Below are 16,539 nucleotides of genomic sequence, written 5' to 3' on the forward strand. Positions count from 1 at the left end.
AATCACTTGTTCTTCCCTAATGCATTCAAATATATATCACGATATGCTAAACATTGTTGTTCTATAGTAATTACTTGATAGTTCTTGTACATATTTGTTTTAATCTTGTTTAATTTAACTGGATTGTCAATTATTTGCTCAACAACTTTCCTTAAATCATTAACATTAGACATTTTAAATACAAACCCTGTTTTTTCATCTTCAACCATTTCCGGTAAACTTCCAATATTTGAAACAACTGGAGGTAAGTTTGCTGCTATCATCTCTTGAAGTATAATAGGATTATTTTCATACCAAGCAGATGGAATCAATACTACATCATTTTCTTTAATCAGTTTTTTAGTATCTTCTTTAGAATAAGAACCAAAAAAGTTTATGTTATTTTCATTTTTAATTTCTTCAATAACATATTCTCTTAATGGCCCATCTCCATATATATTTAATATAAAGTTTTGATTTTCTAAACTTTTAAATGCTTTTACAACTGTATCAATACCTTTATGTTTTGATAAAGTTCCTGAATACAGAAAGTTTATTTTACTATTATTGTTATAAATGCTATTATTAACATCTAGATATGAAAAATTCAATCCATAGGGTATATTTATTGATTTAAAACTTTCTAAAGAGTGTGTCATCATGTTATGTAAAAACTTTGAAGAGACAATGTTTGCACATGATTCTTCTAATATTTGACTTGCTTGTTTAAATCGCTTTTCATAATACTCTTTCTCAAGGCCAGTACACATTTTTTGGCACTGCTTCCCTTCTTTGGGTCCATCGCACAGAGCACCATTGTCAACTAGCATTTGAGCTTTATGGCAAATAAACCAAAAATCAGTTAAACTTAAAACATAGGGGATATTAATCTTCTTTCCTGCTTTTAAGAATGCATTCATATACATTAGATGACCTACATGTATAATGTCGGGATTAATTTTTTTAATTATATGCTTATGCACAGAACTTTCATTTTCAATGAAGTAACTATTATTATATGCTATATCATTACTTTTTACAGCTATAACACTAAGCCCTTCAAAAATATATTCTTTATATAAAATTTCATCCATTTTATGTTGATATGCCTCATCTGGTTCATAACTATATGTTAAAACTGTAACTTTATAGCCGAGTTTTTGCATATACGATGCAGTACCAAAAATCACTCTTTCTGTTCCAGAATAGTGGTTAGGGTAGAACTGATGTATTAAATATAAAACATGCATTATACACCCTTCCCAAGTTTTTCAAATAATCCATTTAAAAATGGAAATTTCTCTAAATACTCTTTTTTATTTGTACCGAAACGAACACCACTCCATGTTCCATAAGTATTCAACATAAATAAAATATACTCTGAAATAATTTTTTCATCTATTAAAGTATACTTGTTTTCAATAAAATTTATTGCTTCACTATTAATATGATGCATAGAATAAAACAAATCTCCTTTTTTCAATTCTATATTATTTTTAAAAAGTACATCTATAACATTCATAATATTAGCATCATATTTATATAAAACTTCATGAACATGGCTATATTCATCTTTTAAATATTCTCGACCTAATAAATTATCAAGTGAATTTGACATACTAACTTTGAATTTATTGAAAGATATAGGAGAATTAATATTTTTTATTTCATTTAAAAAAAATGCTAACACAAATGATGTTACTAAAATATCTGATAATTGATCATCTAAATTTATTTTTTCAGTATTTTTTTCAAACATATCTTTAACAACTTCTGTTTCCACCATAGCTCTTTTCATATAATAGTAGGCAGGTCTTAGATGTGAATGGAGAACGGAAACTTCCGATGTCATTCCTATTCTATGTTTGTCTTTAATAAGTCTCAGCCCTAAATCTAAATCTTCAGCATATTTCCCTCTAAATTTATATTGCTTGAATACATTGGCATCAACTAAGCAAGAAACATTATCAAGTTGAGCCAACTTTCTTGCATATGTAGGATTATCTATATATTTTTCAGTAATTTTTGTTTTTGATTCACTTATATCTAAAAAATCATTAAACTGCTTTAATCCATAACATGTATACAAATCGGCTTCTGCATTTGGTATTTGACTACAACTTAAAGCTACTAATTTTGTTTTTTTAAAAATATGAACAAAAGAGTGCAACCAAAAGTTTGATGTGGGAAGGGCATCTTGAACCATAAAAAGCACTACTTTACCACTGCAGGTATCAAAGCCAAGGTTTCTTGCATAAGAATGTGAAAAGTTTTTCTGTTCTATGGTGATAAACTTAATGTCTGAAAAATTCTTAATAAACTCCTTTGTCCCATCTTCACTCGAGGAGTCAACTATAATAATTTCTATATCATGAAAACCTTGTTGATTAATAAGTTGAGGAATTAATTTTGTCAAATCACGTAAACCATTATGTGTTGGTATTACAATAGATACTTTATCGTGGACTATAGAAATATCCTTTATGCTTGCATCATTTGTATGAAATACAACAGCTTTACTTTTATACATTCTACTATTATAAAGTTGTTTAATTGTAAATAATAATCCATTGACCTTAACATATGAGTAAATTTTTTTCATTAAATAATGCGATCGTTTATATTTTATAATAAACATTTTTATCTTATTTCTAATTTCACTTGGAAGTAGTCTTTTTAATCTATTTTTCAATCTCATATATTCTGCCAATGCAAGTAAATTCTTTGTATGTAATTCTAAATCTTTGATATGCTTTTGCATTAGTTGGATCTGTTGGTTTTTCTCTTGTTCTTTTCTTTCAATCTCTTGATGTTGGCTTTCAAGTTCTTGACGTTGGCTTTCAAGTTCTTGACGTTGGCTTTCAAGTTCTTGAGTTAATTGGTTTATCATAAAATTCCTATCTATAGCTATTTCATTTACACATGCTTGTAAAGCATCATTTGATATATGTAAATATCTAATATTAGCCATTAAAGATATTGTACCTTTTAGCTCTTGACTACTCAGATCTTCAAAATAAATTTGCGGGTCATGATATTCAAAAAAATAGTTTTTATCATGATGTGTACAATCATTCGCAGATATTTTAGGAAGCACATTTACTTCACTACCATCTAACTTGATAATACTTAACTTTTCTATCTCTATAACACAGCTATCATTTAATGGGTCAAGTCGTAAATTTGTAATATTTTCATAGTTTGATATATCGAAAGTGAATTCTTGGATTTCACTAGGTTGATTTACTGGAAGTTTTATTGATGATTCTTCGGATATGCCTTTATTTTGGTCTATGAAAAGTTGAATAAAGTTTTTCGTATATGTTTTATATTCAATAGAAAAATCACTTACCAAAGGCATATGGTATTTTTTAATTTCATATACATACTGATAACTCTCGCCCCATGATAATCTCTTAAGATATTCAGAGAATTCTTCTGGTAAATCAGTATAGCTATTTCTAAATTCTGTATTTTCAGGATTTAAAAATATTGCTGTTTCGTAAGTTCTAAAATATCCTGTTTTCGCAATCAAATCATCAAAAGTTTTTTTTGTAAAAAATCGTATATGAGTGTCATCTAATAGTCCAGTCGGACTATAATTAAATTCATTTTTAACAAGATTGATGAGAATAGAGTTATGAGCTATATTTGGTATAGAAATCAATATGCTGCCGTCTCCTTTTAAAAATTCTTTTACACTATTTAAAACTTTTTCAGGGTAATACAAATGTTCCAATACATCTGCGAAAATTATGTAATCAAATTTTATGCTTTCAAATTCCTTCCCCCAAGTGTAGTTTTCTATACTATCTACAATAATTTTTTCTGTATATTGTGATGCATCTTTCGCAGCTTTCTCGTCTATTTCAACAGCATATACTTTACAATCTAGCTGTTCTTTCATATATTTTGTCATTCGACCATTTGCTGGTCCAAATTCTAAAACAGTAGAGTTTTCTTTTACTCGTTTTACTAACACAGATATACTATTTCTATCTTCTAAGTTTAAATCACAATCATATTTGTTCATATTTATACTCGATTTCCTTGGGATATAGTGAGAATATACAAGTATCTACAAAATCACACGATATAATATTTATGGTAGTAGCTGAATGAATCCAGTGTTGTTGTATATGATTTAGCTGAGTACCTTCAGATAATGCTACTGTCACCAAATACTCTTTTGGATTAAGTTTTGGTACTTTAAACTCAATTATTACTCTAGTTCTAGTCTCTTTTTTGACATACTTGAGAGGAGAACTATACATATATGAATTAAAAGTGAGAATTTCGTTATTTAAAGTATCTTTTAAAAGCACACCAATGCCTACATTATGCAAATCAATGGATGTAGCAAATTCACAAATAAATTTTACTTGTGTCGCTTGTTTTAAGTTTGTGATAGAAATATTGTTTTCATCAAAAAAACCAATAGATTCTATAAGAGCTTTTTTTTCTCCAAAAGAGTCTAGTGTACTGATATTTTTTAAGTTAAGTTGAGAACTATCTAGTCTGACTATTTCTTTTTCTGCAGTATTTTCATTTCTTTGTGTCTCTATTCCATAAGACATAAATGACATATAGTTTTCTAAAATAAACTCCGGTTTGCCTTGTTCTTTTATTGTTCCATTGTTTAACCATACTACTTTGCTACAAAATTTGTTTATCGTTTGGGTGTCGTGACTTACAAATAGAATAGTTATGCCTTTTTCTCCAATTTCTTCCATCTTTCTTATGCATTTATTTTGAAATGCAGCATCTCCTACACTCAAAGCCTCATCCACTATTAAAATATCAGGGTCAACATTTATAGCAACAGCAAATGCAAGTCTTGCAAACATACCACTACTATATGATTTCACGGGCTGATAAACAAAGTCTCCAATATCTGCAAAATCTAAAATAGCTTCTAATTTAGATTCCATCTCATCATGCATATATCCCATAAGTGTACCTTGTAAATATATGTTTTCTATCCCTGTATATTCAGGATTAAATCCAGCTCCAAGTTCAAGGAGAGAAGCTATACGACCGTTTACATATACATGACCACTTGAGGGAGTAAGTACTCCTGTTATGATTTTAAGTAGTGTAGATTTACCTGCACCATTTTTTCCTATTATCCCTACTGTTTCACCTTTTTTTATCTCAAAACTCACATCGTTAAGAGCATAGAAGTCTTTGTGGTACTGTTTCTTTAGCGGATGTAGAGACTCTTTTAGTCTGTCTATTGGTTTGTTGTAAAGTTTATATACTTTTGTAAGGTGGTTTACTTTTATTGCTGTATTACTCATTATAGTACATCCGCGAAGTGTGGTCGAAGCTTTCTAAATACAACGGCACCGGCAAAGAAAAATACAAATGTTACAATCCAATATTGAACACTTAGATTAATCTTTTCCCAAAACCATGTATTGTAAATGAGACTATCTCTATAGCCCTCTATAATATAAAAAGCAGGGTTGTATTGAATTAGATGATGATATTTCTCTGGTAATATTTTTATAGACCAAAATATTGGAGTTAACCAAAACCCAAATTGAATAATAATAGTTATAAATTGTCCTAAATCTTTAAAAAACACAACTATAGAACTTGTCATCCATGAAATACCCAATACGAAAATTATCGTACAAAATAGATAGTAGGGTATCTGTAACCAATATATAGTGGGCATGTATCCATAGTATAAAAACATTCCAAATAAAAACAAGATAAAAAATAGATGAACAGTTAGAGCAGATATAATTTGAACTATGGGAAGCAAGGAGACTCTAAATACTATCTTTTTTACTAAAAAACTGTTCGATAATATTGCATTTGTACCTGTTTGTAGACTCTCAGCAATAAAAAACCATGGAATCATTCCTGCCATCAGCCATAGAATAAAAGGAAAATTGTCTACGGGCATACTTTTAAAACCTACTTGAAATACAAACCAAAATATACCAATCATTGCAGCCGGCTGAATAAATGCCCAAAGTATCCCTAAATAATTAGCCATATATCTTGACTTGAAATCATTTTTTGCAAGATCTAGTAATAATCTTTTATTTTTAAATATATCTTTTAAAAATCTGTAAAAAGTTCTTAAGAAGTTCAATTGTTTATGCCTATAGAATATTTATCCATATACCAATCAACAGTCTTAACTATCCCAGAGTCAAAATCTTCATCAGCCTTCCAGCCAAGTTGTGTTTCTAGTTTTGTTGCATCTATAGCATAACGTCTATCATGTCCTGCTCTGTCTTCTACGAAAGTTATGAGCTCTTTGTATGAAGAAATGGATTGCTTTGCTTCGCTCGCAATGACGGGGGATAACGAGAGTGGAACTTTTTCATCTAGGATAGTACATATAGAGTCTACTATCTGAAGATTAGTTCTCTCGTTTCTTCCACCAATATTATATACATTAGCTTCTTTGCCTGTATGGTAAACTAAATCTATACCTTTACAGTGATCAAGTACGTATAACCAATCTCTTATGTTCTTACCATCACCATAGATAGGAATAGCTTCACCGCTAAGTGCTTTGCGGATAATAGTTGGTATTAGTTTTTCATTATGTTGTTTAGGACCATAGTTATTTGAACAGTTAGTTATAACTGTATTCATTCCGTATGTCTCTTGGTAAGACCTTACTATCATATCGCTAGATGCTTTAGAAGCTGAGTATGGAGAGTTAGGTGCATATGGCGTCTCTTCAGTAAAGAGGTCAGTTTCGTTTAGAGTTCCGTATACTTCATCTGTTGAGATGTGGTGAAACCTACATCCTTTGTAGTTCTCTTTGTAATTGAATGGTTTATCCATCCAGTATTTCTGAGCAACATCAAGTAGAGTGAAAGTGCCGTTTACATTTGTCTCTATGAACACACCTGGGTTTTTAATAGAGTTGTCAACATGAGATTCAGCAGCAAAGTGAATAACGCCATTAATGTCATACTCGTTAAATATAAACTCTACTAGTTCACGATTACAAATATCGCCTTTGATGAATTTATACTTAGGGTTGTTCTCACACTCACTTAGGTTAGCTAAGTCACCTGCATATGTTAATAGGTCTAGATTGATTACATTATACTCTGGATACTTCTCTAAAAAGTAGGGTACGAAGTTGCTTCCTATGAAACCTGCACAGCCTGTTACTAAGATGTTTTTCTGTTGCATTATTATTTTTTTTCTCCCATAACTGTTAAACACTCATACAAACTATCTTTCCAGTAGGGGATAGTAATGTTAAATTCTTTTTTTATCTTTGATTTGTTAAGTAGGCTATAGTGAGGCCTTTTTACGGGTGTTGGGTATTCCTTTGACTCTATAGGATTAACCTTACACTCTATCTTAGCAATTTTCATTATCTCTTTAGCAAAGTCGTACCAGCTAAGTACTCCTTCGTTTGAGTAGTGATATGTTTCTACTTGTTGATTATTAATATTTGGAATTATATCTAAAATTACTTTTGCTAAATCTTTTGCATAAGTTGGTGTTCCAACTTGGTCAAATATAACTCCAAGAGAGTCTTTGTCTTTACCAAGCCTCAACATTGTCTTCACAAAATTAGCTCCGAATGAAGAGTAGACCCATGAAGTTCTAATGATGATAGAGTTTAAAGGATTAATATTATTCATAGCTTTTTCACCAGTAAATTTAGTCGTGCCATAGACTCCATTAGGGTTTGTCGTGTCATCTTCAACATATGGCTTGAAGTTCTCACCATTAAAGACATAGTCGGTTGATATATGGACTAGTTTGATGTTTTTTTCTTTTGCTAATTCTGCTAGATATTTTACAGCTAAATGATTTATCTTGTCTGCATTCAGTTCATCTTCTTCCGCTTTATCTACAGCTGTATATGCGGCACAGTTTATAATGGCGTTTATGTTGTTTATATCGATGAAGTTTTTAACTTCACTAAAGTTTGTAATGTCTAGTCTGCTTCTATCTGTAAAAAAGAAGTTGTACTCATAGTTGGATGATATCCCTCTTATCTCTGAACCTAATTGACCGTTTGAGCCTGTAACTAGTATATTAGTCATTATAGTAGTTCATTCCATATTCAAATAAATCATTAGTCTGAGATAGTTTAGGTTGAACCTTGTCTTTAGCAGATAGGTTCAATTCGCTTGGCGGAACTTGCCAATCTATATTTAGGTCATTATCATTAAATAATATTCCTCTATCATTTTCTGGAGAGTAATAGTTATCTACCTTGTAAGCGAAGATAGTATCATCTTCAAGCACTACGAAACCATGAGCGAATCCTCTTGGAACTAACATCTGTTTTTTATTCTCAGCACTTAATTCTACTGCCACATGTTTACCAAATGTTAGTGAGCCTTTTCTGATGTCTACTGCAATATCAAGAACACGACCTTGAATAACTCTGACTAATTTAGTTTGAGCAGCTGGAGCTAGTTGGTAATGTAAACCTCTTAAAACACCACGAGAAGACTTAGATTCGTTGTCTTGGCGGAAGTTTATTTTATAACCTAAGAATGATTCTAATTTATCGGCTCTAAAAGTTTCTACAAAGTAACCGCGTTCATCACCATGAATGGTTGGCTCACATATGACTACATCTGGTATGTTGGCTCTTAGAAAATTCACTTACAGTTTACCTTGCTCAGCACGAGAGAGTAGGTACTGACCATATTGATTCTTCTTGAGTGGCTGAGCTAGTTCTATGAGTTTTTCTTTAGATATATAGCCCATCTCAAAAGCTATCTCTTCAAGACATGCTACTTTAAGAGATTGACGGTTTTCAATTGTTTGGATGAACTGTGATGCTTCTAGAAGTGACTCGTGAGTTCCTGTATCTAGCCATGCATAACCTCTACCCATAAGTTCAACTTTAAGTCTCTGCTCAGCTAGGTAATCTTGATTAAGAGTAGTTATTTCTAACTCACCTCTGTTGCTTGGTTTAACGTCTTTAGCTTTTTTTACTACGTCGTTAGGATAGAAGTAGAGACCTATAACTGCATAGTTAGATTTAGGATTTGTAGGTTTTTCTTCTATTGAAGTTACATTACCTTCTTTATCAAACTCTGCAACTCCATAACGTTCAGGATCTTTTACATAGTAACCAAATACTGTAGCTTTATTTTCAGCCTTTGCATTTTTAACTGATTTAGATAGAAGTTGAGTAAGTCCATGACCGTAAAAAATATTGTCGCCAAGAACAAGACATACATCATCATTACCTATAAATTCTTCTCCAAGTATGAAAGCCTGTGCTAAGCCGTCCGGTGAAGGCTGAACAACGTAAGAGAACTGCATACCTATGTCTGAGCCATCGCCTAACAATTCTTCAAACCTTGGAAGATCTTTAGGAGTAGAAATTATAAGAACTTCAGTAATACCTGAAAGCATTAAGACAGAAAGCGGATAGTAAATCATAGGCTTATCATAAATAGGAACCAACTGCTTACTCACACCTTTGGTTATTGGATATAAACGAGTGCCGCTTCCGCCTGCTAGTATTATGCCTTTCATGTATTTAAATGCCTCCATTTATGTTATTTAAATTAGTTTTATATAAACAGATTATAGTGTACTTTAGCATTGTCTTTGCTGAAAAATATTTGATTTATAAGAATGTAGCAATATGCTTTGATGAAAATATTTGAAGATTAAACCTGTGAAAGTGAATTGTAAGTTTAATTTTAAGTCCTTACTTTACTTTCAGCGCTATAATTTCAAATATGAAATATTTACTAATTATATTTATACTTATTTTTAATGCATGTAGTATTAAAAACTACAAACTAAATGAGAGTAAAATTTTTATAATTAAATCTCCTCAGTTGAAATTCTCAGATCTAGGATACTTGCGAAGTAGCGATGACAGTGTTGAGTTAGAGCTTTTTATTGCTGGTAAACCTATTCAAAAGATAGAAATAAATCATCTTATTTGTGTGAATGAGGGTTGTATGAGTAAGAGTAGTTTTAACGAGGAGTATTTATGTGAATCATATCCAGATGATTTACTCCAAAACATACTCTTAGGTCGCGCTATTTATAATTCAAAAAATATGAATAAGAAAAAAAATAGTTTTACTCAAACAATTAAAAATGAAAGTGTAGATATAAGGTATGAAGTCTCATCAAAGATGATATTTTTTAAAGACAAAACTAATAACATAATAATCAAAATAAAAAAGGTGAATAATGAAAAATAATAAATTTGTAGGAGCGCACTGCTCGGCAAGTGGTGGCGTTTATAACGCAATAACTAACGCAGAGGCTATAGGCGCAAAAGCGTTTGCGCTATTTACTAAAAACCAACGCCAATGGGTTGCAAAAGATTTGGACGCTGAAACTATAGATAAATTTAAAAGTATGTTAGACGCTAGCGGCATACTTCCTAAACATATACTGCCCCATGATTCGTATCTTATAAATCTAGGACATCCTGAAGTTGAAAAACTGGAAAAATCAAGAACTGCTTTCATAGATGAACTGCAGCGTTGTGAACAACTTGGACTAGACCGTTTGAACTTTCATCCTGGTAGCCATTTAGCAAAGGTTAAAAAGTCAGATAAAGAAAACATTGAAATAATGAAACCTATAGAAGACGTTTGTTTAGACGTTATAGCGGAGTCGATAAACATAGCGCTAGATAAAACGCACGGCGTTAGCGCGGTTTTAGAAAACACTGCTGGACAAGGGAGTAACCTTGGATGGCGTTTTGAGCATTTAGCGCATATTATAGATAAAGTAGAAGACAAATCTCGCATTGGCGTTTGTATAGACACTTGTCATATGTTTACAGCAGGATATGACATTAGAACTCGTGACGTATATGACAAAACATGGGCGGAGTTTGAAAAAATAGTAGGTTTTAAGTACCTAATGGGAATGCATATAAACGACTCTAAGCCACCACTAGGCTCTCATGTAGATAGACACCACTCACTTGGAAAAGGTGAAATAGGGCTAGATGCATTTAGATTTATCATGAATGATGAGAGAATGAATGATATACCATTAGTGTTGGAAACAATTGATGAGACTATTTGGAAAGAAGAGATAGAACTTTTATATAGTTTTGTGGATTAAGAAACAATAGTGTAGTATTACTTAAAAACATAATAAGGATAAAAAATATGAAAAAAATAGTTTTAGTGTCTATAGCTGCAAGCTCGGTTTTAATGGCTGGTGGGTATAAAATTCCAGAGACTTCAACAAACTCGGTAGCATTAGGTGGGGCGAATATTGCTCACACCAAGAGTGCTGATGCAGCTTATGATAATCCAGCAAATATGATTTTTATGTCTGAAAAGCATCATATGGAAGTGGATTTAATGTATGTAGGCATTAGTTCTACTAATTATGAAGGTTCATATACTGATCAGACAGGAACAACAACGGGTCATAACATCAGTTCTGAGAATGAAACTTTTCTTATTCCATCTTTACATTATGTATCACCAACTATTGGGAATGCAAAAGTCGGTCTGAGTATTGTTGTTCCAGGTGGACTTACTAGAAGATGGAAAGAGGATCCAGCTAAGAAGTCTGCTGAAGAGTTTACCCTTAGAATAGTTGAAGTAAACCCTACTGCAGCATTTAAGGTAAATGAAAAACTTGCTCTTGGGGTAGGTTTTAGAATAGTTCACTCAGAAGGTGTTGTTAAAGCTACTCCATCTTCAAACGCACTTGTTCCTATTTCACAAGATATGTCTGGAGATTCTTTAGATTTTGGATATAACTTAGCATTAGCATATAAGCCAAATGCAGATATAGAAATTGGACTTACATATCGTTCACAAGTTAACCTAACAGAAGAAGGTAGTGCTAACCTTGTTTATACACAGTTTACGCCTCCTGCTACTATTACTCCAGTAATGAATGGTACATATGATGCTTCAATCACAGTACCTCTTCCAGCTACATTTGCAGCTGCAATAGCATATACTTTACCTAGTGACACAACGGTTGAGCTTGTATATGAACATGCTCGCTGGTCTGCATATGAAAATATAAATTTTGATTATACTAATCCAACAGCAGAAGCAGTCTTTGGAACATCACGATCTAAAAACTGGAACGATACCAATACATTTCGTTTAGGTTTAACTCAAGAGTTGGATTCTGCAACTTTAATGGCTGGATTAGTGATTGATGAGACGCCAGTGCCAGAAGAGACTTTAGGATTTGAGACTCCTGGAAGTGATTCTATATCTGTGTCACTTGGTGCTCGCTATGATGTAAATGAGAAAATGGATGTAGCTTTTGGAGCTTTATACTCAATGAAAGAGGACAGAGTTGTTAAAAATAATAGCATAGATGGTAAGTTTACTGATTCAAATGTAATATTAATTTCTGCTGGTGTTGGGTATAAATTTTAAGGATTTTTTTGAAAAATTTAATTAATTTTCTCTCAGAAAAAAAGATTGAAAAATCTGATATTTTTGTACATTTAAAATGTAATAATACTGAGGCTATGATGCTTCAGTATTTAGCCAAACAGTATATGACTGGACAAGATGATGTTCTTGTCTTAGATCTTCTTCAAGAACTTTTTAGCATTGATGATTATGCATACTTAGATCATTTAAGTGAACTTAAAAACCTACTAGAACTTGGTTGGATACATCAACAAAGCTTTACCCCAATGAAAATATCAGATGTTACTCCTTTAGAGCTTTTAAATACAGCAGTTGGCTTAACACCATCTTTTTTAAGACTATTGCAAGAGGGAACGTTAGAATATGATTTACCTGATGTTAAGCCTTATTCAGATCACTTAGAGTATCTTCAAGATCAATTTTTTAGAATTGAACTTTATCAGAAAATGAGCACTATTCGACAAAATGTTCATGAACATTCCCTAGGGATAGATAGAGTACAAAAAAAACTGCAACTACTTGAAACTAGAATAGCTGAGAGAGTTGCTCAAACATCAGAGAATCTTGTTTTAGATAAGTTTTTTAAGCAAAAAAAGATGACTAATCTTGATCAAGTGATTTTTATTGCACTCCTTCGTGAGGAGTATAGTTCAACTGATGCAAGTTTAAGAGAGATGAATTCTCTTATAGATTTGATATCCTTGGATGATTATGAACGTATTAAAAATCGCTCACTTTTAGAAGATGGCTCAAACCTTCTGAGTAATGATATTATAGATTATGAAGAGATGCTAAACCCATTTGGTGGTATAAGTCGTGCATTTTATATTGTGGATGAGGTGCTTCAAAGTATTATACATCCTCAAAAAACAAAAAAAGTAACTCGACTGAAACTAAATGCTCTAATAGAAGAACAGGACATATTTGAACTTGTAGATAGTGATAGTTCTTTAGAAGATGTTGTGTTAAATGAAAAAACAGAAGAGACGCTTCATAATCTAATGCGTCAAGTTGATAAAGAAGTAGTCTCGCGTTTAGTGAAGTGGGGTATCAAAGATAAAAAGAGTGGCATTGATGCTCGTATAATATTTTATGGAGCAGCTGGAACGGGTAAAACGATGACAGCCTACTCTTTAGCCAAGTCTCTTAAACGCCAAGTACTTGCATTTGATTGTTCTAAGATTTTATCTATGTATGTAGGTGAGAGTGAGAAAAATGTTCGTAAAATATTTGACACTTTTTACGAGCTAAGTGAAAAGACAAAAACAGAACCTATACTACTTTTAAATGAAGCAGATCAATTTTTAGGAGCTAGAAGTAGTGGAACTATAACCGGTGCCGATCAGATGCATAATCAGATGCAAAATATTTTTTTAGAGCAGATCGAAAATTTTCGTGGAATGCTTATAGCCACTACAAATTTACTTGAAAATATAGATAAAGCATTTTCAAGACGTTTTAACTATAAGATAGAATTTAAAAAGCCGGATAAATTACAAAGAGAGAGACTTTGGGAGCTAATGCTACCAGTTGATGCCCCTTATGAAAAAGGTTTTGACTCTAAAGAGTTGGCTACTTATAGTTTAACAGGTGGACAGATAAATCTTATAGTTAAAAACACAGCATATAAGGTTGCAGTTAAAGAGAAACCAGTATTTAAGATAAAAGACTTTATTGATGAAATAAATAGAGAAAAAGATGCAAATTTTGATAGTGAAAAGTCTATGGGCTTTTTAAATAAATAACTAATATCTATGTTTACTCTTTTTTTCATCATATGTGAAAAAAAGAACGGTTATCCATATCATTGCCAATCCTGCGACAATTTCATAGCCTATGAGCCAGACTATTAAAAATGAATCAGTATCTGCAAAAACACTATTTTTGAAGTTTCCACCGGCTATAAAGTATGTTAGAAATAGATAACCAAAAATATAAGGGATACTAACAGCATAGACTGTAAACATAGTCCCTTCCCAACCTTCAGGTGCAAGTGTAATATCTTTTAAACTTAACTCTTGTTTTGCAAAAGAACGAGGTCCTTTAGGTTTTTGATGCTTTTTTTGATGCTCTTTGCGAGAGATAAAATCATAGTAAGTTCTATTTTTTTGCTCAATTTTGTATTCAATAGAATTGTCATCTGCCATAATCAAATCTCCTCGCTTTTTGTCATGAATTATTATAGCACTCTTTAGTGATATTTTAGTGATTAGTTAAAAATTAATGTATTTTAATAAGCTTAAAACCTATCTCTAATAATATAACATATTACTATTTTACACACTTGTTTTAGCTCCTAAAATTTACAATGTAGCAAATTGTGACAGTTAAATAAGAGTTAAAGATCTAATAACTTTTATTTAATACTCTTTTTGATATAGTGCAGTAACTGTTTTTTCCTATACTAAAAGTGCATATTATCCATATGTATAGGTGTTTTAGAGTATTGGAAAACAAATATTTTCAAGGGTTATATTTTTTATAAGTATGGCTTTTAATTTTAAAGGTAGGTATATGGAACATATAGTGACTTCAAATCCGTATTTTGGGGTATTTGTACTTTTTGTTTTAACATTTGGTGCATTTACGATGACAACGACCATCGCTCGTTTAGCGAGTCGTGCACTAGCGGCAAAAGATAGCGAAAAAATTAAACTCTCTGTTTATGAGTGTGGACCGGAAGTAACAAGACAGGCAAACAGAATATCACCACAGTTTTACCTCTTTGCACTTTTGTTTCTACTGTTTGATGTAGAGATCGTATTTATGTTCCCTTGGGCAGTTGACTTCAAATTATTGGGTTGGTTCGGTTTTGCTGAGATGTTAATGTTTATATTATTATTAACAATCGGTTTTGTATATGCATGGAAAAAAGGAGCCCTAGAATGGCACAACATAAAGTAAACTATACACAAGATGGTGGATTGCCAGTTGCACTTACAAGTATTGATAAGATTGTAAACTGGGGTCGTTCAAACTCACTATGGGCATTGACTTATGGTCTTGCTTGTTGTGGTATTGAGATGATGGCTTCAGGTGCTTCTCGCTTTGACTTTGACCGTTATGGAACTATCTTTCGTGCATCTCCTCGTCAAGCGGATGTTATGATCGTTGCTGGAACGCTAACTAAAAAACATGCTGAATTTATTAAGCGTTTATATGATCAGATGACAGAACCTAGATGGGTGATATCTATGGGTTCATGTGCAAATACAGGTGGTATGTTTAACACTTATGCAACTGTTCAAGGTTGTGATAGAGTTATTCCTGTTGACTTATATCTTCCAGGTTGTGCACCCCGTCCTGAAACACTCCAGTATGGCGTCATGTTACTTCAGAAAAAAATTCGTGCAAACAAAGCTGGAAATGCACAAAAAGCTAAAAGGTTAATGTAAATGAGAGCCTATACACCTAAAGATGATGTACAAGCAAAAGCTTACTATACAGATAGATATTACGTAGCGCCACAAGTGCCTAAGCAAGAAGTAGAGAGTGATGAAGTTTTCGCACAGGACTTAGCGGCGATTAAAGCGAAGTTTGAAGTTAAAGAAGCATATATTCAAGTAAAGCAAATGGTTGTATATATCAACGCTAATGATATATATAGTCTGCTTGAGTTTATGAGAGATGAGTTGGAATATACGCAACTTTCAGAGATGTCCGCTATTGACTGGTTAGCAAAAGATAACACTTTTGAAATCTTTTATCAGATGTTAAGTATGAATAAACGCAAGCGTATTCGCATTAAGTATTTTATTACAAATGGCCAGGCTGTTGATAGCGTTGAAAAACTTTTCCGCTCAGCTGATTGGTCTGAACGCGAAATGTTTGATATGTTCGGTATTGAAGCAAACAATCATCCATTTATGAAAAGAATCCTTATGCCATATGATTGGCAAGGGAATCCACTTCTTAAAACTTATCCATTAGAGGGTGATGAGTTTGCAGCATGGTATGAAGTAGATAAGATCTACGGTAAAGAAGCAAGAGATGTAATAGGTCCAGAAATCCGTGATACTGCAAAAGTAGATCGCTATGACTCTGAACGTTTTGCACGCCTTGGTTATGAAGTACCTAAGGGAACTAAAATTACAGGTGATGAGCCTAAATCTGAGAAAGCTTACCAAGAAGATGGTGGCGTTTTCTTAATTAAAAAATACGATAAAGAATCATCAGTTATTGTTGATGATCCACAAAGATAGGG

General features: G+C 32.3%; 16 protein-coding genes. 7 read left to right on the plus strand and 9 right to left on the minus strand.

Features of this window, described 5'->3' with window-relative positions; all coding sequences use genetic code 11:
• Positions 1–2: 2 nt before the first annotated feature.
• Genes GJV85_RS01960 through rfbA form a run of 8 tightly spaced genes read right to left on the minus strand, consistent with a single transcriptional unit; the run spans position 3 to position 9,477 of the window.
• A complete protein-coding gene (locus GJV85_RS01960; protein WP_207562201.1) occupies positions 3–1,229 on the minus strand; it encodes a glycosyltransferase in 1,227 nt (408 codons plus the stop codon).
• Positions 1,229–4,012, minus strand: a complete 2,784-nt coding sequence (locus GJV85_RS01965) for a glycosyltransferase (RefSeq protein ID WP_207562202.1) — start codon at positions 4,010–4,012, stop codon at positions 1,229–1,231. The genes GJV85_RS01960 and GJV85_RS01965 overlap by 1 nt, the downstream gene beginning before the upstream one ends.
• Positions 3,999–5,279 carry an ABC transporter ATP-binding protein gene (locus GJV85_RS01970; RefSeq protein WP_207562203.1) on the minus strand — a complete coding sequence of 427 codons (1,281 nt, stop codon included), beginning with the start codon at positions 5,277–5,279 and terminating at the stop codon, positions 3,999–4,001. The genes GJV85_RS01965 and GJV85_RS01970 overlap by 14 nt, the downstream gene beginning before the upstream one ends.
• Complete coding sequence (locus GJV85_RS01975; protein WP_255550559.1) at positions 5,279–6,088, minus strand: ABC transporter permease; 810 nt, start codon at positions 6,086–6,088, stop codon at positions 5,279–5,281. The genes GJV85_RS01970 and GJV85_RS01975 overlap by 1 nt, the downstream gene beginning before the upstream one ends.
• Positions 6,085–7,152, minus strand: coding sequence for a dTDP-glucose 4,6-dehydratase (gene rfbB / locus GJV85_RS01980; RefSeq protein ID WP_207562204.1), 1,068 nt, complete (start codon positions 7,150–7,152; stop codon positions 6,085–6,087). The genes GJV85_RS01975 and rfbB overlap by 4 nt, the downstream gene beginning before the upstream one ends.
• Positions 7,153–7,154: 2 nt before the next feature.
• The gene (gene rfbD, locus GJV85_RS01985; RefSeq protein ID WP_207562205.1) at positions 7,155–8,021 is read right to left on the minus strand and encodes a dTDP-4-dehydrorhamnose reductase; all 867 of its coding nucleotides are present in this window, start codon (positions 8,019–8,021) and stop codon (positions 7,155–7,157) included.
• Entirely contained in the window at positions 8,014–8,592 is a 579-nt protein-coding gene (gene rfbC / locus GJV85_RS01990) for a dTDP-4-dehydrorhamnose 3,5-epimerase (protein WP_207562206.1), read from the minus strand. Before rfbC ends, rfbD begins: the two co-directional genes overlap by 8 nt.
• Positions 8,593–9,477: a glucose-1-phosphate thymidylyltransferase RfbA gene (gene rfbA, locus GJV85_RS01995; protein WP_207562207.1), complete on the minus strand. Its 885-nt coding sequence runs from the start codon at positions 9,475–9,477 to the stop codon at positions 8,593–8,595.
• Positions 9,478–9,686: 209 nt separating this feature from the next.
• On the opposite strand from rfbA, the gene GJV85_RS02000 reads away from it, so the two are divergent.
• From GJV85_RS02000 to GJV85_RS02015, 4 genes are read left to right on the plus strand one after another with little or no spacing between them, the layout of a single operon-like run.
• Positions 9,687–10,163, plus strand: a complete 477-nt coding sequence (locus GJV85_RS02000) for a hypothetical protein (RefSeq protein WP_207562208.1) — start codon at positions 9,687–9,689, stop codon at positions 10,161–10,163.
• Positions 10,153–11,043, plus strand: a complete 891-nt coding sequence (gene nfo, locus GJV85_RS02005) for a deoxyribonuclease IV (protein ID WP_207562209.1) — start codon at positions 10,153–10,155, stop codon at positions 11,041–11,043. The genes GJV85_RS02000 and nfo overlap by 11 nt, the downstream gene beginning before the upstream one ends.
• A 47-nt stretch (positions 11,044–11,090) precedes the next feature.
• Entirely contained in the window at positions 11,091–12,335 is a 1,245-nt protein-coding gene (locus GJV85_RS02010) for an OmpP1/FadL family transporter (RefSeq protein ID WP_207562210.1), read from the plus strand.
• An 8-nt stretch (positions 12,336–12,343) separates the two neighbouring features.
• A complete protein-coding gene (locus tag GJV85_RS02015; RefSeq protein WP_207562211.1) occupies positions 12,344–14,080 on the plus strand; it encodes an ATP-binding protein in 1,737 nt (578 codons plus the stop codon).
• Here the strand turns inward: GJV85_RS02015 and GJV85_RS02020 are convergent, their stop codons facing one another.
• Complete coding sequence (locus tag GJV85_RS02020) at positions 14,081–14,482, minus strand: hypothetical protein (RefSeq protein ID WP_207562212.1); 402 nt, start codon at positions 14,480–14,482, stop codon at positions 14,081–14,083.
• Positions 14,483–14,849: 367 nt separating this feature from the next.
• Between GJV85_RS02020 and GJV85_RS02025 the strand changes: the two genes are divergently transcribed.
• From GJV85_RS02025 to GJV85_RS02035, 3 genes are read left to right on the plus strand one after another with little or no spacing between them, the layout of a single operon-like run.
• Positions 14,850–15,239 (plus strand): NAD(P)H-quinone oxidoreductase subunit 3, encoded by a 390-nt coding sequence (locus GJV85_RS02025; protein ID WP_207562213.1) that lies wholly within the window; start codon positions 14,850–14,852, stop codon positions 15,237–15,239.
• Positions 15,221–15,730 (plus strand): NuoB/complex I 20 kDa subunit family protein, encoded by a 510-nt coding sequence (locus GJV85_RS02030; RefSeq protein ID WP_207562214.1) that lies wholly within the window; start codon positions 15,221–15,223, stop codon positions 15,728–15,730. The genes GJV85_RS02025 and GJV85_RS02030 overlap by 19 nt, the downstream gene beginning before the upstream one ends.
• Complete coding sequence (locus GJV85_RS02035; RefSeq protein WP_207562215.1) at positions 15,731–16,537, plus strand: NADH-quinone oxidoreductase subunit C; 807 nt, start codon at positions 15,731–15,733, stop codon at positions 16,535–16,537. It abuts the gene before it with no gap.
• The last annotated feature ends 2 nt before the right edge of the window (positions 16,538–16,539 follow it).

It is taken from the genome of Sulfurimonas aquatica (assembly GCF_017357825.1).
In the GTDB taxonomy this organism is placed as follows: domain Bacteria; phylum Campylobacterota; class Campylobacteria; order Campylobacterales; family Sulfurimonadaceae; genus Sulfurimonas; species Sulfurimonas aquatica.